Origin of the sequence: Hymenobacter saemangeumensis, assembly GCF_039541835.1 — a bacterium.
GTDB lineage: Bacteria > Bacteroidota > Bacteroidia > Cytophagales > Hymenobacteraceae > Hymenobacter > Hymenobacter saemangeumensis.
The window spans coordinates 102883-123709 of sequence record NZ_BAABGZ010000017.1 but is presented as its reverse complement, the minus strand read 5'-3'; the positions used below and the strand labels follow the sequence as shown (position 1 = coordinate 123709).

Below are 20827 nucleotides of genomic sequence, written 5' to 3'. Positions count from 1 at the left end.
AGTTGTCAGTTGTCAGTTGTCAGTTGTCAGTTGTCAGTTGTCAGTTGTCAGTTGTCAGTTGTCAGTTGTCAGTTGTCAGTTGTCAGTTGTCAGGATTACTTAGAAGAAGCCATAACTCACAGCTAACAGGCAGTAAGTGCTTGCAGGGGTCTGGCTACAGTATTACCACTCTTACATTGTGATAATACCATTGTAAAAAGCCGAACGTTAAAGCGCCCCCGTAAGAATGTAGACTCCAGAACAAGCTGACAACTGACAACTAACAACTGACAACTAAAAACCGACAACAAAAAACCCCGCCTGCAAGCTGCAAACGGGGTTTTTAAGCTATTAAAGCGAAGCTTAGCCGTTGTTCTCGCTGCTGGCGGGAGCAGCGGCGGCGGGCTTCTTAGCGGCAGGCTTCTTGGCGGCACCGGCTTTGGCGGCGGCCGATTTCTGAGCCGTGCCAGCGGCGCTGCTCACTTTGTCGGCAGCCTTCTTGGTGGCGCCGGCAGCTTTGGCTGTCGCCGAGCTTTGCTTGCTGGTAGCGCTGCTGGCCGATTTGCTGCCCGACTTAGCCGGGGCCTTCTTGGCTTTGCTGCTCAGGCCCACGGTGCCTTTGATGCGCTCGGTGAGGCCTTCAAACTGCTTTTCCAGCTCGGTACGCTTGGTTTCGCTGCTTTTTAGGAACTCATCCACAATTTTCTTGCCCTCCTGCTCCGTGATTTTGCTGTCTTTCACCAGCTTATCGATGGTGCTTTGTACTTTCTTGTTGCCCTGAGCGATGTAGCCCACACCGGCGTTGACGAATTTTTTGAACAGGTCTTCCATGAGTAAAAAAGGTTTTTGTGAAGTGAAGCTGGCTGAAGTAGCTGTTTGAAAACACTTTGCACTACAAAAGTAGTATGCAAGCCGAGTATTTTCGCTGCAAACCTACGAATCGAAGCGAATATAGTCGAATCGTGTACGCCTTTTTTCCAAAAAAGGCCTTTTAACGTACGGAAATGCAGTATTTTTTTTTCAAACAACACGGCCTGCTTCCTTCTGAGCAGCAACTGCTAAGCACCTGGTTTTTTAGGCCACGCGGCGCCGTGCTACCCGTGGCGCTTTATCGGCGGCGTCCTCCGGGCGTTCCATTTCCGTCTTCGGCAGCAGCCACAGCTTGTGCACAAAGCCAGCCACCTGGTCCAGGGCCTGCCGGGCTTCCGGCACCAGGCGCCAGAACAGGTGCCACCAGTGCACCAGCCCGTCGAAGGGCTGCAGCGTGACAGGCACGCCGGCGGCCCGGGCTTTGTCCACGAAGCGCAGCACGTCGTCGAACAGCACCTCTGCCGTCGACACCTGAATCAGCAGCGGCGGCAGGCCGTGCAGGTCGGCCTGGGCGGGTGAGAGCAGCGGGTGGGCCAGCGGCGTCTTGTGGGCGTAGAGCGGCCCCCAGGTGCGCATCTGCAGGGCTTCGAGCAGCAGCACTTCTTCGCGGGCCACGCGGCGCAGCACCGTAAGCGGCAGCAGCAGGTCGGTCCAGGGCGAGAGGCCCACGGCTGCGGCCGGCATGGCATCTCCGGCATCGCGCAGGGCCAGCAGCAGGGCCAGGGCCAGGCCGCCCCCGGCCGAGTCGCCGGCCAGCACGATGTTGTGGGGCTGGTAGCCCTGGCGCAGCAGCCAGCGGTAGGCCCGGCGGGCATCGTCGAGCGCCGCCGGGAAGGGATGGTCCGGCGCCTTGCGGTAATTGATGGTCAGGATGTTCAGGCCGCAGCGCTGGGCCAGGCTGCCCACCAGGCTGCGGTGGGTGTTGAGCGAGCCCAGCACGTAGCCGCCGCCGTGCAGGTAAAGCATCACGCGGCTAGCCGGCGCATTGCGCGGCCGCAGCCACTCGGCGTCCAGGCGGTTGTCGAGCTGCAGGCTTTCCAGGTGCACCCGCCAGGGCACAAACTGAAACAGGGCGCCGGCCTCCATGGCCAGGCGCATGGCGCCCACGCTGGGCTTGCGCCGCGCCAGGGGCGCCGCGGCCGAAGTCATGAACTGCTTAAGCAGCAAGTGCTGAAACGAAGGCATCGGGTGGGATAAATGCGAAAGAGAAAAGTGTCATTGCGAGCGCAGCGAAGCAAACGAAGTTCGGCGTAGCCAATCCGTCCTCTAGCTGTCAGAAGCTAATGACCTGTGACACGTGGCAGGCAGTAATCAAAGCCTTTTCACGATATAAGGCTTTGCGCTGAGAGAGGACGGAGTGCTTCGCTGCGCCCGCAATGACAAAGACCAGGCGCGCCCTAACAACTAACAACTAACAACTAACAACTAACAACTAACAACTCTTTACGACTTCTGCCCCAGCTTGTTCCCGCGGTAGCCTTTAATTGCCAGCGGAATCCAGCCCAGTACGGGGATGAAGTAGGCAATAGTAATGGGGTTGCGCCACAGCATGCGGAAGAAAGAGCCGGGCGCATCGAGCTTCATGCGGAAGTTGCGGCGGCCCTCCTTCACGTAGAGGCGCTCGAACTCGGTGAACATGGCCGGCCAGGCGAAGGGCAGGAAGAAGGGAAAGAAGCGGCGGTTTTCCTTGATGCGCTGCCACAGCTCGCCCCAGCGGTAAGGCTTTTGGCCATGGGCGAGCACGGCGGCGTCGAGCTCCATCTGCATCTTGTGCCGCACCTGGTCCGACAAGGCCAGGTACTCGTCGCGGGTTAGCTCGTCGTGCTTTTTATCGGTCAGCTCCGAGGGGCGGATGCGGGTGCCCATCACGAAGATTAGCTTGGCCGGCAACGCCAGGTAGAAGGCCCAGGGCTGCAGAATCACCAGAATGAGCAGCAGGGTGAGCGGCAGGAAAGGGATGCCGATTTTCTTGGTGAAGTTATTTACCAGGTCCCAGCTGTAGGCGTAGGGGTTGAGGTATTCGGCGTTGATGGTGTAAAATGGCACGATGTCGGTGCCGTGCTGCAGGCTGAGGCGCAGCATGCTGGTGGCCAGGCGCTGCAGCTCGTACTTGCGGTTGAACCCCTTGCCGATGCCGGGCACCCCTTCGGGGTAGAGCATCAGGTTGTGGTCGTTGTAGTACATCATGGTTTCGAAGTTGAGCGTGGTTGCATCCACGCAGCCACACTTCTTCCAGAAGTTCTTGACCAGAAAGGGGTTCATCAGCGCCGTCTTCGACAGCAGCGGGGCCGAGAGCGGGCGGGGCAGGTCGCGCTGCTCGGGCAGGTGGCGGAACAGGTGGGCCAGGGCCACCATGGCATCCCAGGGAAAGGCCATGCCCGAGTGGTTGGACGCAAAAATCAGCGGCCGCTCGGGGTTGTTGCGCTGGGGGTAGTCGTCGAAGCCCACCAGCTCGGAGCGAAACCAGACGCGGTCGAGCAGCTGCAGCAGGTTTTCGTCCACGGTGCGCGTGAACTCTTCCTCGAAGTAGTCGTCGTAGATGTGCTGATTGGCCTGAATAGCCGGCGGCGGGGTGGAGTTCAACGTGCTGGTGGCCATGGGCAGGGAGACAGAGGTGTACAGCCGAAGCGGGAAGGTAGGCACATTTCTACGGTTCAGGCAATAGCCGGCCTTCCCCTCCTACCCGCGGCTGCCGAAAATAGCGCTGCCGACCCGAATCAGGGTGCTGCCCTCGGCCAGGGCCAGGCGGTAGTCGCCGCTCATGCCCATGGAAACCTCGGAAAAGTGCGGCTCCTGGGCAAAATACCGGGACTTGAGCTCCTGGAAGTAGCCACGCAATTGCCCAAACTCGGCCCGCAGCTGGTTTTCATCCTCGGTAAAGGTGGCCACGCCCATCACGCCGGTGAGCCGAACATTTTTCAGCTGCCGGTAGGCCTCCGAGCTCAGCAGCTCCTCGGCCTCTTCCCAGCTCAGGCCGCTTTTGGCTTCTTCCCGGGCGATGTAAAACTGCAGCAGGCCGTTGATAACGCGGTTGTGCCGGGCGGCGTGCTTGTCGAGCTCCTGCAGCAGGCGCAGGCTGTCGATGCTCTGCACCGTGTGCACGAAGGGCGCCAGCAGCTTCACCTTGTTGGTTTGCAGGTGGCCGATGAGGTGCCACTCCACGTCGGCGGGCAGCTCGGGCTGCTTGGCGGCCATCTCCTGGGGCCGGTTTTCGCCGAAGATGCGGGCGCCGGCCTCATAGGCCTCCCGCAGCTTTTCCACGGGGTGGGTTTTGGTAACTACCACCAGCCGGGCGCCGGTGCCGGCCAGCTCCGCTTCGAAGCGCCGTATGTTGTTTTCAATTATCATTCAACAGTGAACAATGAGTAGTGAACAATGAGCAGTAAACAATGAGCGAATTCACAGCAGAACAACATTGTTCATTGCTCATTGCTAACTGTTCATTGAAAATCAGTCTTCCAGGGGGTTGCTCAGGAACGTGCTTTTTAAGCCCAGCCATAAAAGCCACAGGGCCACGCTAATCCAGAGGTAGGGGCGGTAAAAATCCTTGGTATTGCGGTAGCGCAGCTGCTTGATTTCCGACTTTTCGAGGCGGTTGATTTGCTTAAAGACTTCCTGCAGCGCACCATTGTCGGTGGCCCGGAAAAACTGCCCTCCGGCCGCGGCGGCCAGCTGGCGCATGGTGCTTTCGTCGAGTCGGGTCTGCACGTAGCGGGTGCGGCCCTGCGCGTCCTGGTCGTAGGGCACAAAGCCGTCCTGCCCCAGGCCAATGGTGTAGAGGCGAATGCCAAAGGCATGGGCCAGCTGGGCGGCCAGCAGCGGGGCGAGGCTGCCGGCGGTGTTTTCGCCATCGGAGAGCAGGATGCAGACCCGGGAGCGGGCCGTGGACTCGCGCAGGCGGTTGGTAGCCACGCCCAAAGCCATGCCGATGGCCGTGCCGTCGTTGGCAATCATGCCCAGGCGCAGGCCGGCAATGTTTTCGCGCAGCAGCTCGTAGTCGGTGGTGAGGGGCGCCAGGGAGTAGGCATCACCGGCAAAGGCCACCAGCCCCAGGCGGTCGCCGCTGCGGTTGGCCAGGAACTCGGCTGCCACCCGCTTGGCGGCTTCCAGCCGGTTGGGCTTGAGGTCCTGGATTTCCATGGAGCCCGACACGTCCACGGCCAGCACAATGTCGATGCCCTGCCCGCTTTGCTCAATCCGCTCGTCGGTGCGCTGGGGGCGGGCCAGGGCCACGATGCCGAAGCACAGGCTCAGCCCCAGCACCAGGTCGGGCAGGAAGCGCAGCCAGGCCAGCCAGTCGCGCCGCGAAGTGCCCGGCCCAAACGCCACCACCACCCGCGGCCGCCGCCGGGCCAGCAGCCGGCGCAATGCGAACAGCAGCGGCACGGCCAGCAGCAGCAGCAGCAGGCGCGGCTGCTGCCACTGGTAGCCGGCCAGGGTGGAGTAGCGCAAAAGGTTGAAAAGGTCGGTCAAGGGGAAAGTTAAAAGTTAACAGCTGAGAGTTATAAGCAGAGAGTTGACAGTCGTTCGGGTTTTAACTTTTAACTTTTAACTCTCAACTTTTAACTGTCCTTTACTCCCGCACGGCAATGTAGCGACGCTCGGCAAAGCCGCGCAGGCGCTGAAAGGCCCGGTCTACCTCGGTGGCTTCTTCCGAGAGCAGGTTGCCGTAAATCACCTTGTCGGTGGTGCGCAGGGCGCGGCGCACGTCGCTGTCATTTTCAAAGTAGGCCACAATCTCGCTGGTGGTGTAGGAGTTGAGGGCGCTGTTTTCGAGGCCGGCGAGGTAGTTTTTCCACAGCGCCACGGCCCGCTCCACGTTGGCCGCCGAGCGCGACAGCTCAAATCGCTCGGCGTGGCGGGCAAACTGGGCCAGGAAGTACACATGGTTTTTGCGCAGCTTATAGGTCTGATAGCGCCGGCGCAGGCGCTTCCGGAACAGGGTGGCACTGCCCGCCAGCAGCGTAATCAGCAACGTGGTGCCGGCAAGCCAGTACGGGTAGTTGAATAGTGGCTCTACCGGCCGCAGGGCCAGGTTCTGGCGCAGCGCCGGGGGAGCCGTGGCCCCGAATGGTACCGGGGGGGTGGTGCGCCGCAGGCGCACGGCGACGGCGGCGGGCGCGAGCCTGAGCGTATCGAAACCCTGCAGCACGGTTACGGGCAGGGCCAGGCGCTGCACCGAGTCGAGGCGGAACGTGCGCAGGTGGTAAATGGCCCGGTCCAGGCTCCGGCCATTACGCGTTTGGGTAGGAAAAAACGTCTTGCCCGCGTACTCGAACGGGGCGAAGGGCGCCAGCGAGTCCGGAAAAATCACCTCCAGCTCGGGGGCGTGCTCAAAGCGCAGCTCGTAGTCCAGGGGCTCGCCCACCCGCACGCGCTGCTTCAGAAAGCGGCCCTGCAGGCGGTCGGCGACCGGGGCTTGTGCCTGCAGGCCAGCCGGTGCGGCACCAAGCACCGCAAGCAAAAAGCACGTTATGCCGAGGGCGGCGAAGCTTTGCTTCGCATCGCGTGATGCTGCCAGGCGGCAGCGCAGCATCCCTCCTCTCCCTTTATCCACGGCTGCCTTGCTGATTACGATGACGGAAGAGGCCCACAAGCTGGGGCACAAAGTCGCCCTCGGTGCTCAGGGCCAGGAAGCCGGTGCGGTGGCGGCGGCAGATGTTGGCAATCTGGGCCTCATGCTGCCGGGCCGTGGCCTCGTAGCGGGCCCGGAAGCTGGCCGAGGAGGTATTGACCCAGCGCACCTGCCCGGTTTCGGCATCGTGCAGGGGCACAATGCCCAGCGCCGGAAACTGCCGCTCGTGCGGGGCCAGCAGCTGCACCACAATCAGGTCGTGGCGCTGGGCCAGCATGGTCAGCTCCCGCTCGTAGTTGAGGTCGATAAAGTCGGAGATGAGCAGCACCAGGCTGCGGCGCTTGAGCAGGCTCAGCGCCTGCCGTATGCCGGCCCCCACGGCCGTGCGGCGCGAAGCCGGCTGGAGGGCAAACAGCCGCTGAATAAGTACATAGGCGGCCCGCGGACCTTTGCCGGGCGGCAGGTAGAGCTCCTTCTGGTCGGAGAAAGCGAGCAGGCCCAGGGGCGAGCCCTGCCGGGCCGCCGACAAGGCCAGCAGGCCGGCAATGTCGCGGCCCACGTCGAGCTTGCGGCGCTGGCCGTCGCCCACCTGCTGGGAAGCGCTTACGTCGAGCAGCACCAGCACCTGCTGCTCTTTTTCTTCCTTATAGGTTTTGACGAAGGTGCCGTGGCCTTTGCTCGACACGTTCCAGTCGATGGCCCGCACCTCGTCGCCGTACTGGTAGAGGCGCACGTCGTCGAATTCCAGGCCGGTGCCTTTGAATACGGAGTGAAAATCACCCTGCAGCTGAGCCTCCACCGCTTTGCGAATGCGGATTTCGAGGTGGCGCAGGCGGCGCACCAGCGCAGTGAGGGCCGGGGGCACGGGTGGGTTCATTACAGCGAAGCTACGGCTTCAAGCTAACTTTACGGTTGTGAAACGCCTCTTTCGTCCTTTTTTGGTATGCCTGGCCACCCTGGCACTGGCCTTGCCCGCCTGCCAGCGCCCCGAGGAGCCTGCCCCGCCTGCCGACTTGCTACCCAGGGAGAAAATGGTGCGCCTGCTCACCGACATACACCTGCTCGAAGCCCAGGTCGAAAACTCCCGCCTTACGCCCGACTCAGCCCGGGCCCTGTACCTGGCCCAGCACAAAGACCTGCTCTGGCGTGCCGAAGTCAGCGACTCCGCTTTTCAGCGCAGCTACCGCTACTACGCCATTCACGGCAAAGACCTGGATGAGATTTACGGAGCCGTGATTGATACGCTGGAACGCCGGGAGCGGCGCTTTGGCCCGGTCACCGCTCGCCCACCCTACCGATAACCAACGATGTCCTCTCCTAGCCTTACCTGGGCCGAGTTTGAGCAAGTCGACCTGCGGGTGGGCACCATCCTGGAAGCCCGCCCCCTGGAAGGTGCCCGCAAGCCGGCCTACCAGCTGCTCATCGATTTTGGCCCCGAGCTGGGCCAGAAGAAGTCCAGCGCCCAGATTACCCGGCACTACACGCCCGAAACCCTGCTCGGCCGGCAGGTGCTGGCCGTGGTCAACTTTCCGCCCAAGCAGATTGGCAAATTCATGTCGGAAGTGCTGGTAACCGGCTTTGCCGATGCCGAAGGCCACATTGTACTGGCCACCGTAGCCGGCCCCGTACCCAATGGCAGCCGGATGATATAATAAATTAACTATAAATTTTGAATTATAAATATAAAACCCCATAAGAAGCTGGCGGCTTTTCATTTATAATTCAAAATTTATAATTTATAATTCCATTCAAAGGGCATAGGCTTTGAGCTGGTCGAGCTTTATCTGAACCTGGCGCTCCCAGTAGCCTTGCTTGGCGGTGTTCAGGCCGTGGTTGGTTTCCTGGTCGTAGCGGCTTTCTTCGCGCTCCCACTCGGAATACACGGCGCGGGTAAGGTTGTCGAAGGCCGGCTGCAGCTTGTTGCAGTCGGCCTTCACCTTGAACACTGTGAGCTTCTGGCGCAGCTTGCGGGCGTACACCTCGGTGATATCAAAATGCAGCTGCTCGTGGCGCAGCAGGGCTTCGGTAGAGTTTTTGGGGTCGCGAAACCAGGAAAGATTGGGGTCGAAGGTAGCTTCAACGGTGCCCGAGAAGACGTAGTCCCTGCACGCCGCGCCGGCTTTGATGTCGGCTGCGGTAAGGGCCGCCAGCTTGTCTTTGGGGGTGGGCTGCCCCTGGAAGTCGGCCAAGGTAAGGCGGCGCGTGGCCGACCATGGAATGGGCGCAGCTTTGGGGGCAGCGGCCGGGGCCGGGGCAATTGAAGCCGTAGCCGCCGGCGCTTTGGCCGGGCCTTGGTAAGCAAAAACGGCCGCCAGCAGGGGCAGCAGCAGGGAAAACGACAGCATAAGCAGGGCAAAAGGGCCGCTTCAGCGAGCCACTCAGAATAAGTCAGTCAGGAAAGCAAAGACAAAGAAACACGAAGTCCCAGTGGCCTGCTAACTCGGCCGCCCGGGTGCAAAGTTCAATCCTTCAGGGGCTGCGGCGCCAGTAGCCCTTCTGCCATGCCTGGCCTGTCCCTCCTTATTCTGGTTTCTTAATGAAGTCCCCGGTTTCCCCGGGCGTGGCCACTGCCGGGTAGCCCGGTGCCGTTTCGCGGCGGAAGCGCAGCAGCAACACCACGGCCACAATGCTCAGGCCCAGCAGCAAGCCGGTCCAGATGCCCGGCGCGCCCCAGTGCAGCACAAAGCCCAGCACGTAGCCCAGGGGCAGCGCCACGGCCCAGTATGCCAGCAGCGCCACCACGGAGGGCACTTTCACATCCTCCAGGCCGCGCAGGGCACCCAGCCCCACTACCTGCAAGCCATCCGACACCTGAAACAGGGCCGCAATGAAGAGCAGCGTGGCCGCCTGGGCCACCACCTGCGGGTCGCGGATGAACAGGTACGGCAGCCAGTGCCGGGTGAGGATGAGCAGCAGCCCCATGGTGCCCATAAACAGCAGGGTTAGCCAATAGGCCGTCACGCCGGCTCCGCGGGCGCGGCGCAGCTGGCCCGCCCCCCGGAACTGGCCTACACGGATAGTAGCGGCCGCCGAAATGCCGCTGGCCGCCATATAGGTCACGCTGGCCACCGTAATGGCTACCTGGTGGGCGGCCTGGGCCGTTACCCCCAGCCAGCCCATCATGAGCTGCGAAAAGCTGAAGGCGCCAACCTCGAAGGCCATTTGCACCCCAATGGGTGCTCCCACGTGAAAGAGGCGGTTTAAAATGGGCAGGTCGACCACCCACCAGCTCGTGACGGCTTCCCGGTACGGGCGCAGGCGGGCAGCCCGCAGCACGTAGCCCGCCATGAGCACGGCCATCAGCACCCGCGCCAGCAGGCTGGCCCAGGCCGAGCCCAGCATGCCCAGCTGCGGCATGCCCCAGTTGCCAAAGATGAAGGCATAGCAAAGGGCCACGTTTACCACGTTGGCCAGTATCGACAGCCACATGGCCTGCCGCGTCAGGCCCAGCCCTTCGGCAAACTCGCGGAAGCCCTGAAACACCATCAGCGGCAGCAGCGACAAGCTCATCACCCGCACCCAGGGCGTGGCCAGGGCCACCACCTCCGGCGCCTGCCCCAGCAGCGGCAGCACCAGGGGCACCAGCTGGCCCAGGCCAGCCAGTACAATACCCATCAGGGTGTTGAGCCATACCGACGACACCAGCAGCCGGGCCAGCTCCGGCCGGTCGCGCCGCCCTTCGGCGGCGGCCACCAGCGGCACGCTGCCCATGCTCAGGCCAATACCCAGAATCAGCAGAACCGTGGTGCTGCTCACCCCTACCCCAACGGCAGCCAGCGGAATCTTACCCAGCTTGCCCACCAGCAGCGAATCGGTAAGGTTGACCAGCACGTGGCCCAGCTGCGACATCACCACCGGAAAGGCCAGCAGCACCGTAGGCCGCAGGTGCGGACGGAGGTCTTTCACTTGAATCAATAATTCAGTTGTCCGTTGCTAGTTGTCCGTTCGTTTTTCTGACACGATATCGAACAAGCTACAGCAGCAACTCATTTGCTATTAAATAACTACACAGCGGCCACCGCTAAACGCCGCAAGGCCTGCCCGCAAAGGTACGGCTGCCGGGTGAGCCCAGGGCCGGCGTGGTCGGCGCTGCTAGTCGCGGCAGGCCAGCACCACGTCGGCAAAGTCCCCGGCTTCGTCCTGAAACACGCGCACCACGCGCAGGCCGGCCTGCGCGGCCAGCTCGCTTATCTGGGCCAGGGTGAACTTAAAGGAATTCTCGGTGTGAATGACTTCCCAGGCGGCAAAGTCGAAGGTCTGGTTGAGCGCGCCGATGTGTACCTGCTGGGCGCGGGCACTCACCAGAAAGGAGCGCACGGCGCCGGTCAGGGGCTCGTAGTCGGTGTAGTGCTGCCAGTGGGCCAGGTCGAAGTTGGCGCCCAGCTCGCGGTTGAGCCGCGTGAGCAGGTTGAGGTTGAAGGCGGCCGTCACGCCCTGGGCATCGTCGTAGGCCGCCCGGATGCGGCGCGGGTCCTTCTGCAGGTCGAAGCCAATGAGCAGGCGGTCGGCGGCGCTGAGCGGGGCCGCCAGCTGCCGCAGAAAGTCAAGCCGCGCCGCCGGGTCGAAGTTGCCGATGTTGGAGCCCAGAAACAGCACCGCCTTGCTGCCGGGCCGGTCTTTGAGCGCACGCAGGGCCGTGGCGTAGTCGGCCACCACGGGCTCCACGCGCAGGGCCGGCAGCTCCCGGCTCAGGGCAGCCACCAGCCCCGTCATGGCACTGGCGGAGATGTCGACGGGCGCGTAGGCGAAGTCGGCACTGCCCTGCAGCAGCGCCCGTAGTAGCAGCTTGGTTTTAAGGCCGTCTCCGGCGCCTAGCTCCAGCAGCGTAAACGGGCCCGCGGCCGGGCGCATCTCGGCAGCAATAGCCGCCCCCTGCCGCTCCAGAATGGCAAACTCGGCCCGCGTGGGGTAATACTCGGGCAGGCCCATAATCTGCTGAAACAGGCGGCTACCGGCATCGTCGTAGAAATACATAGACGACAGTGCCTTGATGGGTTTGCGCAGGCCATCAGCAACGTGCCGGGCTAAATCATTCAGCATGGAGGGGTTCGTTTAGTTCGTAGTAGACAGCACCGGGCGTAACCGGCCTGGAGCTGCAGAGGTGAAAAAGGACGATTGTTAACTGCTAACTGCTAACTGCTACCTATTAACCGACCTTGCCAGGCGGATGCCGGTAAACTGCCAGCGCTTGTCGGCGTGAAAGAAGTTGCGGTAGCTGATACGGGCGTGGCTTTCGGGCGTGGCGCAGGAGCCCCCGCGCAGCACCAGCTGGTTGACCATAAACTTGCCGTTGTACTCGCCCAGGGCGCCGGCGGCCCGCTGGTAGCCGGGGTAGGCATGGTAGGCCGAGTAGGTCCACTCCCAGCAGTCGCCCAGCAGCTGGTGGCAGCTAGCGGGGTCAGCCGAGGCGGGCAGCGGCTGGGGGTCGAAGCGCTGGCTTTCCACCCAGGTGCCGCCCCTGGTGCCAGCGCCGAAGTAGCGGGCGGCGGCCTCCCACTCCTGCTCGGTGGGCAGGCGGGCGCCGGCCCAGTTGGCGTAGGCATCGGCTTCGTAGAAGCTGATGTGAGTCACCGGAGCCGCCAGGCTCAGCGGCTGCAGGCCGTGATGGGTGAAGCGGAACCAGCCTTCGGGCTGCTTCACCCAGTACAGCGGCGCCTCCCAGCCCTCGCGCTGGGCCAGGTCCCAGCCTTCGCCCATCCAGTAGCGGAAGTCGCGGTAGCCGCCGGCCTCCATAAAAGCCAGGTACTCGCCATTGGTTACCAGCCGGTTTTGCAGCTCAAACGGGGCCAGCAGCACCTCGTGCACGGCCAGCTCATTGTCGAAGCAAAAGCCCCGCTCCTGGAAACCAATGCGGTAGATGCCGCCCGGCACGGGCAGGAAGCGCGCTTCCGGCAAGGTAGAAGGCAGCTGCTGAACGTTGTAATCAGCTATCCCCTGTCGTTCGGTTAACTCTTCACTTTTACCTTTTGACGGTTCACTCAGGTACGCCGGGGCGAGCGGGCTGGTGCTCAGAATGTACTTAATGTCGGTTGCCAGCAGCTCCTGGTGCTGCTGCTCGTGCTGCAGGCCCAGCTCCATCACTTCGGCAAAGGCGGCGGGCAGCTCCTCGGCCTGGGCCAGCAGCCCGGCCATGGCCTGGTCTACATAGGCCCGGTACGCCAGCACGTCGGCCAGGGGTGGCCGCGAAATGGTGCCGCGGTCGGCCCGGTTTACCCGCGAGCCAAGCGAGTTGTAATAGGAGTTGAACAAGTAGGCATAGTCGGGGTGAAACACCTGATAGCCTGCCCCGTATTCTTTGAGCAGAAACGTTTCAAAAAACCAGGTGGTGTGGGCCAGGTGCCACTTGGGCGGGCTCACGTCCAGCATGGGCTGCACTACCGTGTCTTCGGGCAGCAGCGGCGCACACAGGGCCTCGGTTTGCTGGCGCACGGCCTGGTAGCGGCCCGTCCAGGCAGTGGCAGCAGCAGAGGAAGCAGGAGCGGAAAGCACAGGGTTCATAGGTAGCAGGAGATGGCAAGGTATCGAACTGCAAACCACCAGTTCGGCCCCAGGGTTATGGTCGACGCCCCAAAGCCGTCGTTTGCTACGTAGCGGAGGCGTTAATACGGAGGAGCTGTGGGAACAAATACGGAGGAGCTTCTCGGTAGAAAGCGGTATTTTAAAGCCATTTCCCTACCGTTTGCAACCTATTGCGGGCCAAATCACTAACTAGCCAAGGCTGCCAGGGCCGGCAGCCTTTACAAGGCCCTCACTCCACCACTTTATACCCGCATTATGAACTCACTTAGCACCGCCGCCAGCACCGCCACCACTTCCGCAGCCAAAGCGGCTACCCGCCCGGCCAACCGGGTAGGCACCAAAAGCCGCCGGGGGTTTGCGGCCATGAGCCCCGAAACCCAGCGCCGCATTGCCAGCGAAGGCGGCAAAGCCTCGCACGCCAGCGGCCGCGGCCACCGCTTCTCGGCCGAAGAGGCCCGCGATGCCGGCCGCAAAGGCGGGTTGGTAAGCCGCCGGGGCAAAGACAGCACCAAGCAGTAAGCAGCCAGCTGGCCATAGCCCATTCCATTACTCTGAAAAGCAGCCCCGCCCGCGCGGGGCTGCTTTTTCGTATTCCCTCGTCGTGGCGGCACTGGCGGGGGCGCATCTTTGTGCCATGCTTCACCTTTCTGCTTCGCAGCGTGCGCTGCGCTTTAACTTTCCGGCCCGCACCTCCCGTGGCGCCCTTAGCACGCACACAGCCTGGTACCTGCAGCTGCGCGATGCGGCCCGGCCCGAAGCGGTAGGCCTGGGCGAAGCGGCTCCCCTGGCCGGCCTCAGCCCCGACTACGGCCCGGGGTTTGCGCACGAAGTAGAGCAGCTGTGCCAGCGCTTCAACCAGGCCGGCCTCCGCACCTTCGACCCGGCCCAGGTGCCGGCCTTCGTGGGCGCCCACCTGCCGGCGCTGCGGTTTGCCCTCGAAACAGCGGCCCTGGACCTGGCCGGGAACAGCCCGCGCCGGCTGTACGACAATGCCTTCAGCCGGGGGCAGGCCGGCCTGCCCATCAATGGGCTGGTGTGGATGGGCGATGCGGAATTCATGCGCGGACAGATTGAGCAGAAGCTGGCGGCGGGCTTCTCCTGCCTCAAGCTCAAGATTGGCAGCCTGGACTTCGCCACCGAGCTTCGCCTGCTGGCCGAAATACGGGCCATAGCCGGCCCCGGGGAGCTGACGCTGCGCGTGGATGCCAACGGCGCCTTCCGGCCCGAGGAAGCCCTGGGCCGGCTGGAGCAGCTGGCGCCCTTCGCCATTCACTCCATCGAGCAGCCCATCAGGCCCGGGCAGGCGGCAGCCCTGGCTCAGCTGTGCCGCCACGCTCCCCTGCCCATTGCGCTCGACGAAGAACTGATTGGCGTTACCGACCCCGACCAGCAGGAGGCCCTGCTCGATGCCATTGCCCCGGCCTACCTGGTGCTTAAGCCCACGCTGCTGGGCGGGCACGCCGCTACGCGCCGCTGGATTGCCCTGGCCCAGGCCCGGAGCCTGGCCTGGTGGATGACCTCGGCCCTGGAATCCAATGTCGGCCTCAATGCCGTGGCCCAGCTCACGGCCGAATACCCCGTTTCTGACTTCCCCCAGGGCCTGGGCACCGGACAGCTCTACCACAACAACGTGACTGCGCCCCTGCACATCCGGGCGGGCTGCCTGCATTATGAGCCGGGCGGCGTGTGGGAAATGCCCTGAGCGCGCATCGGTTGCTAAAAATAACGCATCTTATGCGTTATTTACCCAGCCCGGTTTCCAGCACCCTTCATGTCCTTTCTGCGCTTTGCCTGCTCTCTGCTTTGGCTGTGGAGCTGCTGCTTACCAGCAGTTGCGCAAAGCGGCAGTACATTTTTTGTATTTGAAAAGCCCAAGCAGAAAAAAGCCCGCCTCTATTTCCAGTCGCAGCGCAACCTGATTGTGGTCAGTGCCCACCTGAACGGGGCGGGCCCATTCAACTTCCTGCTCGATACGGGGGTCAGCACTTCGCTTATTACCGATGCCCGGCTGGCCGACTCGCTCCGCCTTGCGCGTGGGCAGCTGTTTCGGGTAGTCGGCGCCGGGGGCGAAGCCACTGGCCTGCAGGCCTACCAAACCACCAACGTGCGGCTAACCATGCCGGGGGTGGTGGCGCCCGCCATGAGCCTGCTGGTGCTGTCCGAAGACGTGCTCAACCTGTCCGGCTACGTGGGCATGCCCATCCACGGCATTCTGGGCTCGGAGCTGTTTCAAAGCTTTGTGGTGTCGCTGCAGCCGCACACGGGCCAGCTGCACCTCTACGACCCCGAAAGCTTTGTGGCGCCCAGCGGCAAGCAGTGGGCGGCCCTGCCGCTTTCCCTGGAAGGCGGCAAGGCTTACCTGACCGCCCCCGTAATGATTTCCGACTCCCTTACCCTGCCCCTGAAGCTGGTGCTGGACACCGGCGCTGGTCACGCCCTGTCCATCGAAACCGACTCCGACCCGCGCCTGCGCCTGCCGGCCAGGCGCATTACGGCCGAGCTGGGGCGGGGCATCACCGGGGTGGTACGCGGCCACCTGGGGCGGACGCCCGTGCTGCAGCTGGGGCGCCACACGCTGCGGTCGGTGCTTACTTCTTTTCCGGTAGCTGCCGACGTGCATAGCCGGGTTACCACGCCCCGCAACGGCAACATCGGCTTTGAGCTGCTCAAGCGGTTCTCCCTTATTATCGACTACCCGCACCAGCGCATGCTGCTGCGCCCCAACGCCCAGTTCAACGAGCCTTTTGAGCACGACATGTGCGGCCTGGACCTGCTGGCGACCGGCCCCGACCTTCGCCGTTACGTGGTGCTGGGTGTGGTGCCCGGCTCGCCGGCAGCACAGGCGGGCCTGCTGGCCGATGACGAGCTGGTAGGCGTCAACCTGGTGCCGGCCCACTTCTTCACCCTTACGCAGCTCAGCCGCCTGCTGCACTCCGAAGACGGACGGGCCCTTTACATGGTGCTGCGCCGGCCCAATGGCGAGCTCTACACCACCATTGTTCGCCTGAAGCGCCAGATTTAAGCTTTCTGGCGGGGCCATAGGGCGCCGCGTGGCTACCTTTCGCTACGCAGCGGAGGCGCTCGAACCTGGCCTCCGCACAAACCCTTCATTCCCAGCTTTCTTATTTTTTCCTGAAAATGACTTTTCGTCTAGTACTTCAGCTTGCCGGGCTTTTGGGTGCCCTGGGTGTAGCCATCGGGGCTTTTGGTGCCCATAAGCTGCACGACATGCTGGAAAAAGCCGGCCGCCTCGACACTTTCGAAACCGCTGTGCGCTACCAGTTCTACCACGTGCTGGCCTTGTTTGCCCTGGGTACGCTCTGGGCCTTCCGGCCCGAGCTGCGCAGCCTCAGCACGCCTGCCTGGCTGTGGGTGGGCGGCATTCTGCTATTCAGCGGCTCGCTGTACGTGCTTTGCTTCACGGGCATCACCAAAATGGGCATAGTGGCTCCCATTGGCGGCCTGCTCCTGCTGGCCGGCTGGCTGAGCCTGGCCTGGGCCGTGCGCAGCCTGTAGGACAGCTGGCGGCGCCAGACACAAAAAAAGGCGGCCCGCAGGTGCGGACCGCCTTTGTTATAGGGGGGCAGAAGCTATTTCTTGGTTTTCACCTTCACCTTGGTCTCGCCCGACTTTTCCTTCATCTTCTTTTCTTCCGGCGCCGCAGCTACCGGCGCCATGGCGCCGGGGCCTTCCACTTTGATGTCGGCCGTGGGCGTGGAGTTGGCCTCCTTCACGTTGCCTACCAGGGCCACGGTGGTGTTGCCGCCGGTTGCGTTCGACTCAATGGTCAGCACCTTATTTTGCATGCCCATCTTGCCGGCCGTGTTGAAGTTGGCCGTGATGGTGCCGCTTTTACCGGGCATAATCGGGTCCTTGGTCCACTCCGGGGTGGTGCAGCCACAGCTTACGCCGATGTTGGAGATGATAAGCGGCGCCGAGCCGGTGTTTTTGAACTTAAACACGTGCGTAACCACGCCACCCTGGGCAATTTCACCGAAGTCGTACTTCGACTCTTCAAAGGTGATGGCCGGGCCAACTACTTTATCAATGGCATTGGCAGGCTTCACCGACTGGGCCTGAACGGTATACGCGGTAGCAGTCAGGCTGAGAGCCAAGAGCAGTACTTTTTTCATAAGGTTGAAACGAATTGTAGGATTGAGGTTAAACAAATTTAAGGATTTCGTGCGGGCCTGCAAATCTGCGGCCAAACTAAAGCGTGTCAGGTGAAAAAGACATGAAGGCAGACTGCAAACCATTGTGCAGGAATTTGGATTCCTTTCAGCTCGCGAATCATCCAGGGATGCGCTGCGGCGGGCCGGCCGTTTAATCTTCCGCCGGCTGCTCGGCCAGCAGCTTCTGCTGAAAATTAAGCAGAAACAGCCGCTCCGACGCCCGCGTGATGGCCGTGTACAGCCAGCGGGCAAACTCCCCGGCCAGCGGCTCGTCGGGCTTGAGAAAGCCGTGGTCGACAAACACGGCCTGCCACTGCCCGCCCTGGGCCTTGTGGCAGGTCAGGGCATAGGCAAACTTCACCTGCAGGGCATTCAGGTAGGGGTCCTGCTTGAGCAGCTTGTAGCGCTCGGCCTTGGTTTTCACGTCGGCATAGTCCTCGCTCACGGCCTGGTAGAGCGCGTTGTTGCGGTCGGAAGGCAGGGCCGGCGACTCGGTATGCAGGGTGTCGAGCAGCAGCTTTACCTCTATTTCCGGCTCGTCGGGGTAGTCCACGAGCCGCACCTGGGCCTGGGCAAAGCGGAAGCCGTACATCTCTTCCCGCCGCACGATTTTGGTTATCTGCAGGAAGTCGCCGTTGGCCAGGAAGCCGATTTCGGAGTCCTTGGGCAGCCAGAAGTAGTTGTTGCGCACCACCATCAGGTAGTCGCCGCCCTCAATCTCCTCCTCGGCATCGAACAGGGCGCGCCGGATAAGCTGGTTGTACTGGTTGGCGTTGCGGTTGGAGCGGCAGATAATGGTGGTGTTCTCGTGCCCGAAGTTGCGGTAGGCCCAGCGCAGGCCGTCTTCGAGCTTGTCGCCGCCCATGCGGAAGATGTCGCGGTAGCCCTTGGTGTAGAGCTGAATGTTGGGCGTTTCCTCGCGGAGCTCTTCGCGCAGCTCCGTGGCATTCATCAGAATGCCCGACTCCTGGGCCTGGCGCATCACTTGGCGCAGCTCCACGCTGTCGACGCGGGCGCGGAAGCGGTGGGCCAGCAGCTCAGGGTCGAGAGCCGGGCTCAGCAGCTGCCCCACCGGCGGCAGCTGGGCCGTGTCGCCAATCAGCAGCAGGCGGTTCGTGGACTTCTCAAACACGTAGCCCATCAGGTCATCCAGCAGGCCGTTCTCGCCAAAGGCCTTCTCATCCGAAATCATGGACGCTTCGTCCACGATGTAGAGCATCTGCTCGGTGCGGTTGGGCTGGCGCTGGAAGTTGAGGCGCTCGCTAGGGGCGCCGGAGGTCTGGCGGTAAATTTTCTTGTGAATGGTGCTGGCAGCCACGCCCGCGTAGCCGGCCATCACCTTGGCGGCGCGGCCGGTGGGGGCCATCAGCGTGTACTTGCGCTGGCGCTGGTGCAGCCACTGCACCAGGGCACTTACCACGGTGGTTTTACCGGTACCGGCGTAGCCGCGCAGCACAAACACCTTGCGCCCCGGCAGCTGGTCGCGCAGAAACTCGTCGAGCTGCGTAAACAGGGTGGCCTGGTCCTCGGTGGGCTCGTAGGGAAAAAAGTCGCGAACGGACGGCGTGCGTATGGAAAGCATTACTTGATTCTGAATAAATCACCTCCTACAAATCCTGTATAAACAGGCATTTCACCTCCCAGAAAGGAAGCATCAATGACTTCCGTCCTCAAACCCCAACCCAGCGACCGAATAACTTCCAGTAGTATCCATTCCCATTGTTGTTCGTCTTTTATTGGGAAGTGCAGTTCGGTTTCAGCCATGAATTCCGGCTCATAACAGGCCCACTCATAATTGTCTTTATCGTGCTTAGTATGGCCAGCCAAATACAGTACATAGGACTCTTCTGTTTCGGTAAGGCCAAAGCGAAAAGCCACAATTCCTGCTGCAGGCTTTTCGTGCTCCACCGTTTCGGTAAGCCAAGCATGCAACTGCTGTCGGTAATTAATCCCTTCTTCCATTAGTCATTTCGTTTAACCCTTATACAAGGGGCTCAATAACCGCCATAGTTCCGGTAGCTTTGGCAATCAGCAGCTCGTCGCACCATACCTCGGCTTCGCAAAAGTGCAGGCGCCGGCCGGCCTTGAGCACCCAGCCAACGGCTCTCAGCTTTTGCCCCACGCCGGGGTGCAGGTAAGACACCTTCAGCTCCACGGTTACCATGCCGTGGCCGTCGGGAATGAGGGTGACCCCGGCAAAGCCGGCCACCAGGTCGGCCATGGTGGCAATAAGGCCGCCGTGGGCAAAGCCCCGCTGCTGCTGGTGCTGCTGGGCCAGCTGCAGCTCGGCCTCCACCCGGCCGGGCGTAATCAGGGTGAGGTCGGCACCAATCAGGTGCATGAAGTGCTGGCGGGTAAGCTTTTGACGAATGCGGGCTTCCAGGTCGGCTGCCGAAGGGCTTGTAGAGTCGGTCACAGAACAGTTTTTTTAATGTACCAAAGATACCCACCCGGCGGGGCTGACTACCTTTCAGCGTCCTTATTCTTCTGACCCATCATTTATGGAACAGCTTCCCTTTTCGCAGTATGTTGTGGCGGGCGCCCTGGGCCTGGGGCTGGCGGCCTGCAGCGGCTTTCGGGTGTTTGTGCCCTTGCTGGCTGCCAGCATTGCGTACCGCACGGGCTTTCTGACGCCGGCCGTGGGCTTTGTCTGGCTGGGCTCCTGGCCGGCTGTACTCACCCTGGCGGTGGCCACCCTGGCGGAGCTGGCCGGCTACTACCTGCCCTGGGTCGATAATGTGCTGGACGCCATTACCACGCCTGCCTCCTTTGTGGCCGGCACCATCCTCATGACGTCGGCCCTACCCCAGCTCGACCCTACCCTGCGCTGGACCTTGGGCATTCTGGTGGGTGGCGGCACGGCCGGCCTGGTGCAAAGCAGCACCGCCCTGCTGCGGGCCGGCTCCAGCGCCGCTACCGGTGGCCTGGCCAACCCCGTGCTGGCCACAATCGAAAATACCCTGGCCCTGGGCGGCGTGGTGCTGACGCTGCTGCTTCCCCTGCTGGCGGCGGCGCTGGTGCTGGGCCAGCTGCTGTTCATTCTCAGCCGGCTGCGGCGCTGGCGCCGCCGGGGCCTGCCCGTTACGGAAGAGTCTTTCGAATAAACTTTTTTTCTTTTTCCAGTCTTCAGAAAATATCACCCTTTGCGCGGCGTTTGCGTACCTGCGCACGTTCCAACCGCCCAGCTGCCAGCTTATGCTTGCCTCTTTCCCCGCCACGTCCGATTCACTGCTCCATGCCTACCAGGGCCGCGTGCGGGTGCGCGTAGGAGGATTGCTGCTGCGCAATGGAGCCCTGCTGCTGGCAGCCCACCGCGGCCTGCTGCCCGATGGCGCACCCTTCTGGTCGCCTCCCGGCGGCGGCTGGCAGTTCGGCGAGAGCATCCGGGAAGCCTTGATTCGCGAGTTTCGGGAAGAAACCGGCCTGGTGGTGCGCGTGGGCCGTTTTCTCCACCTGCACGAGTTCAGCAGCGAAGGGCTGCAGGCCCTGGAGCTGTTCTTTGAAGTGGTGCCCGAAGACGAACACGCCCAGCCCCGGCTGGGCCACGACCCGGAGCATGCCCCTGGCGAGCAGCTGCTCACCCAGCTGGCCTGGCTTACGCCCCGGCAGCTGCTGCATCTGCCCCCGCCCCAGGTGCATCCGGTGCTGGCGCTTATCCTCAGCCCCGACGATGTATTCGTGCCCCAGGTAAGACTGCGCTGAGCGGGACGCG

General features: G+C 62.5%; 23 protein-coding genes. 8 read left to right on the top strand and 15 right to left on the bottom strand.

The window, feature by feature from the left end:
• Positions 1 to 342: 342 nt before the first annotated feature.
• The 7 genes from ABD919_RS09035 to ABD919_RS09005 form a co-directional block, all read right to left on the bottom strand.
• Entirely contained in the window at positions 343 to 810 is a 468-nt protein-coding gene (locus tag ABD919_RS09035; protein WP_345235669.1) for a phasin family protein, read from the bottom strand.
• Positions 811 to 1053: 243 nt separating this feature from the next.
• A complete protein-coding gene (locus ABD919_RS09030) occupies positions 1054 to 2034 on the bottom strand; it encodes an alpha/beta hydrolase (RefSeq protein WP_345235668.1) in 981 nt (326 codons plus the stop codon).
• A 258-nt stretch (positions 2035 to 2292) separates the two neighbouring features.
• Entirely contained in the window at positions 2293 to 3447 is a 1155-nt protein-coding gene (locus ABD919_RS09025; protein WP_345235667.1) for a lysophospholipid acyltransferase family protein, read from the bottom strand.
• An 81-nt stretch (positions 3448 to 3528) separates the two neighbouring features.
• A complete protein-coding gene (locus tag ABD919_RS09020; RefSeq protein WP_345235666.1) occupies positions 3529 to 4197 on the bottom strand; it encodes a YggS family pyridoxal phosphate-dependent enzyme in 669 nt (222 codons plus the stop codon).
• 102 nt (positions 4198 to 4299) lie between these two features.
• Positions 4300 to 5322: a VWA domain-containing protein gene (locus tag ABD919_RS09015; protein ID WP_345235665.1), complete on the bottom strand. Its 1023-nt coding sequence runs from the start codon at positions 5320 to 5322 to the stop codon at positions 4300 to 4302.
• A 100-nt stretch (positions 5323 to 5422) separates the two neighbouring features.
• The gene (locus ABD919_RS09010; protein WP_345235664.1) at positions 5423 to 6445 is read right to left on the bottom strand and encodes a hypothetical protein; all 1023 of its coding nucleotides are present in this window, start codon (positions 6443 to 6445) and stop codon (positions 5423 to 5425) included.
• Positions 6399 to 7301, bottom strand: a complete 903-nt coding sequence (locus ABD919_RS09005; RefSeq protein WP_345235663.1) for a DUF58 domain-containing protein — start codon at positions 7299 to 7301, stop codon at positions 6399 to 6401. The genes ABD919_RS09010 and ABD919_RS09005 overlap by 47 nt, the downstream gene beginning before the upstream one ends.
• Positions 7302 to 7338: 37 nt before the next feature.
• On the opposite strand from ABD919_RS09005, the gene ABD919_RS09000 reads away from it, so the two are divergent.
• Positions 7339 to 7725 carry a DUF4296 domain-containing protein gene (locus ABD919_RS09000; RefSeq protein ID WP_345235662.1) on the top strand — a complete coding sequence of 129 codons (387 nt, stop codon included), beginning with the start codon at positions 7339 to 7341 and terminating at the stop codon, positions 7723 to 7725.
• A gap of 6 nt (positions 7726 to 7731) precedes the next feature.
• Positions 7732 to 8076 (top strand): tRNA-binding protein, encoded by a 345-nt coding sequence (locus ABD919_RS08995; protein WP_345235661.1) that lies wholly within the window; start codon positions 7732 to 7734, stop codon positions 8074 to 8076.
• A gap of 96 nt (positions 8077 to 8172) precedes the next feature.
• Here the strand turns inward: ABD919_RS08995 and ABD919_RS08990 are convergent, their stop codons facing one another.
• From ABD919_RS08990 to egtB, 4 genes are all read right to left on the bottom strand, one after another.
• The gene (locus ABD919_RS08990; RefSeq protein WP_345235660.1) at positions 8173 to 8769 is read right to left on the bottom strand and encodes a DUF922 domain-containing protein; all 597 of its coding nucleotides are present in this window, start codon (positions 8767 to 8769) and stop codon (positions 8173 to 8175) included.
• Positions 8770 to 8944: 175 nt separating this feature from the next.
• Positions 8945 to 10330: an MATE family efflux transporter gene (locus ABD919_RS08985; RefSeq protein WP_345235659.1), complete on the bottom strand. Its 1386-nt coding sequence runs from the start codon at positions 10328 to 10330 to the stop codon at positions 8945 to 8947.
• A gap of 186 nt (positions 10331 to 10516) precedes the next feature.
• The gene (gene egtD / locus ABD919_RS08980; protein ID WP_345235658.1) at positions 10517 to 11464 is read right to left on the bottom strand and encodes an L-histidine N(alpha)-methyltransferase; all 948 of its coding nucleotides are present in this window, start codon (positions 11462 to 11464) and stop codon (positions 10517 to 10519) included.
• A gap of 99 nt (positions 11465 to 11563) precedes the next feature.
• The gene (gene egtB, locus ABD919_RS08975) at positions 11564 to 12922 is read right to left on the bottom strand and encodes an ergothioneine biosynthesis protein EgtB (RefSeq protein WP_345235657.1); all 1359 of its coding nucleotides are present in this window, start codon (positions 12920 to 12922) and stop codon (positions 11564 to 11566) included.
• Between the two features lie 276 nt (positions 12923 to 13198).
• Between egtB and ABD919_RS08970 the strand changes: the two genes are divergently transcribed.
• From ABD919_RS08970 to ABD919_RS08955, 4 genes are all read left to right on the top strand, one after another.
• Entirely contained in the window at positions 13199 to 13462 is a 264-nt protein-coding gene (locus ABD919_RS08970) for a KGG domain-containing protein (RefSeq protein WP_345235656.1), read from the top strand.
• A gap of 115 nt (positions 13463 to 13577) precedes the next feature.
• Positions 13578 to 14645: an o-succinylbenzoate synthase gene (locus ABD919_RS08965; protein WP_345235655.1), complete on the top strand. Its 1068-nt coding sequence runs from the start codon at positions 13578 to 13580 to the stop codon at positions 14643 to 14645.
• A 69-nt stretch (positions 14646 to 14714) separates the two neighbouring features.
• Entirely contained in the window at positions 14715 to 15965 is a 1251-nt protein-coding gene (locus ABD919_RS08960) for an aspartyl protease family protein (RefSeq protein WP_345235654.1), read from the top strand.
• A 116-nt stretch (positions 15966 to 16081) separates the two neighbouring features.
• Positions 16082 to 16459 (top strand): DUF423 domain-containing protein, encoded by a 378-nt coding sequence (locus tag ABD919_RS08955; protein WP_345235653.1) that lies wholly within the window; start codon positions 16082 to 16084, stop codon positions 16457 to 16459.
• Positions 16460 to 16533: 74 nt separating this feature from the next.
• Here the strand turns inward: ABD919_RS08955 and ABD919_RS08950 are convergent, their stop codons facing one another.
• The 4 genes from ABD919_RS08950 to ABD919_RS08935 form a co-directional block, all read right to left on the bottom strand.
• Positions 16534 to 17076 (bottom strand): DUF1573 domain-containing protein, encoded by a 543-nt coding sequence (locus ABD919_RS08950; protein WP_345235652.1) that lies wholly within the window; start codon positions 17074 to 17076, stop codon positions 16534 to 16536.
• A 190-nt stretch (positions 17077 to 17266) separates the two neighbouring features.
• On the bottom strand, positions 17267 to 18697 hold the full coding sequence (locus ABD919_RS08945; RefSeq protein WP_345235651.1) for an ATP-dependent DNA helicase: 1431 nt from the start codon (positions 18695 to 18697) through the stop codon (positions 17267 to 17269).
• Complete coding sequence (locus tag ABD919_RS08940; RefSeq protein ID WP_345235650.1) at positions 18697 to 19077, bottom strand: hypothetical protein; 381 nt, start codon at positions 19075 to 19077, stop codon at positions 18697 to 18699. Before ABD919_RS08940 ends, ABD919_RS08945 begins: the two co-directional genes overlap by 1 nt.
• A 19-nt stretch (positions 19078 to 19096) precedes the next feature.
• Positions 19097 to 19531 carry a PaaI family thioesterase gene (locus ABD919_RS08935; RefSeq protein WP_345235649.1) on the bottom strand — a complete coding sequence of 145 codons (435 nt, stop codon included), beginning with the start codon at positions 19529 to 19531 and terminating at the stop codon, positions 19097 to 19099.
• Positions 19532 to 19616: 85 nt separating this feature from the next.
• Between ABD919_RS08935 and ABD919_RS08930 the strand changes: the two genes are divergently transcribed.
• Positions 19617 to 20219 (top strand): DUF4126 domain-containing protein, encoded by a 603-nt coding sequence (locus ABD919_RS08930; protein ID WP_345235648.1) that lies wholly within the window; start codon positions 19617 to 19619, stop codon positions 20217 to 20219.
• Between the two features lie 91 nt (positions 20220 to 20310).
• Positions 20311 to 20817: an NUDIX domain-containing protein gene (locus ABD919_RS08925; RefSeq protein ID WP_345235647.1), complete on the top strand. Its 507-nt coding sequence runs from the start codon at positions 20311 to 20313 to the stop codon at positions 20815 to 20817.
• The last annotated feature ends 10 nt before the right edge of the window (positions 20818 to 20827 follow it).

Excerpts from the sequence above, each read along its gene's own strand:
- ABD919_RS09035 (WP_345235669.1), bottom strand. The coding sequence starts at position 810 with ATGGAAGACCTGTTCAAAAAATTCGTCAACGCCGGTGTGGGCTACATC.
- ABD919_RS09030 (WP_345235668.1), bottom strand. The coding sequence starts at position 2,034 with ATGCCTTCGTTTCAGCACTTGCTGCTTAAGCAGTTCATGACTTCGGCC.
- ABD919_RS09025 (WP_345235667.1), bottom strand. The coding sequence starts at position 3,447 with ATGGCCACCAGCACGTTGAACTCCACCCCGCCGCCGGCTATTCAGGCC.
- ABD919_RS09020 (WP_345235666.1), bottom strand. The coding sequence starts at position 4,197 with ATGATAATTGAAAACAACATACGGCGCTTCGAAGCGGAGCTGGCCGGC.
- ABD919_RS09005 (WP_345235663.1), bottom strand. The coding sequence starts at position 7,301 with ATGAACCCACCCGTGCCCCCGGCCCTCACTGCGCTGGTGCGCCGCCTG.
- ABD919_RS08995 (WP_345235661.1), top strand. The coding sequence starts at position 7,732 with ATGTCCTCTCCTAGCCTTACCTGGGCCGAGTTTGAGCAAGTCGACCTG.
- ABD919_RS08990 (WP_345235660.1), bottom strand. The coding sequence starts at position 8,769 with ATGCTGTCGTTTTCCCTGCTGCTGCCCCTGCTGGCGGCCGTTTTTGCT.
- egtD (WP_345235658.1), bottom strand. The coding sequence starts at position 11,464 with ATGCTGAATGATTTAGCCCGGCACGTTGCTGATGGCCTGCGCAAACCC.
- egtB (WP_345235657.1), bottom strand. The coding sequence starts at position 12,922 with ATGAACCCTGTGCTTTCCGCTCCTGCTTCCTCTGCTGCTGCCACTGCC.
- ABD919_RS08970 (WP_345235656.1), top strand. The coding sequence starts at position 13,199 with ATGAACTCACTTAGCACCGCCGCCAGCACCGCCACCACTTCCGCAGCC.
- ABD919_RS08965 (WP_345235655.1), top strand. The coding sequence starts at position 13,578 with ATGCTTCACCTTTCTGCTTCGCAGCGTGCGCTGCGCTTTAACTTTCCG.
- ABD919_RS08960 (WP_345235654.1), top strand. The coding sequence starts at position 14,715 with ATGTCCTTTCTGCGCTTTGCCTGCTCTCTGCTTTGGCTGTGGAGCTGC.
- ABD919_RS08955 (WP_345235653.1), top strand. The coding sequence starts at position 16,082 with ATGACTTTTCGTCTAGTACTTCAGCTTGCCGGGCTTTTGGGTGCCCTG.
- ABD919_RS08950 (WP_345235652.1), bottom strand. The coding sequence starts at position 17,076 with ATGAAAAAAGTACTGCTCTTGGCTCTCAGCCTGACTGCTACCGCGTAT.
- ABD919_RS08945 (WP_345235651.1), bottom strand. The coding sequence starts at position 18,697 with ATGCTTTCCATACGCACGCCGTCCGTTCGCGACTTTTTTCCCTACGAG.
- ABD919_RS08940 (WP_345235650.1), bottom strand. The coding sequence starts at position 19,077 with ATGGAAGAAGGGATTAATTACCGACAGCAGTTGCATGCTTGGCTTACC.
- ABD919_RS08930 (WP_345235648.1), top strand. The coding sequence starts at position 19,617 with ATGGAACAGCTTCCCTTTTCGCAGTATGTTGTGGCGGGCGCCCTGGGC.
- ABD919_RS08925 (WP_345235647.1), top strand. The coding sequence starts at position 20,311 with ATGCTTGCCTCTTTCCCCGCCACGTCCGATTCACTGCTCCATGCCTAC.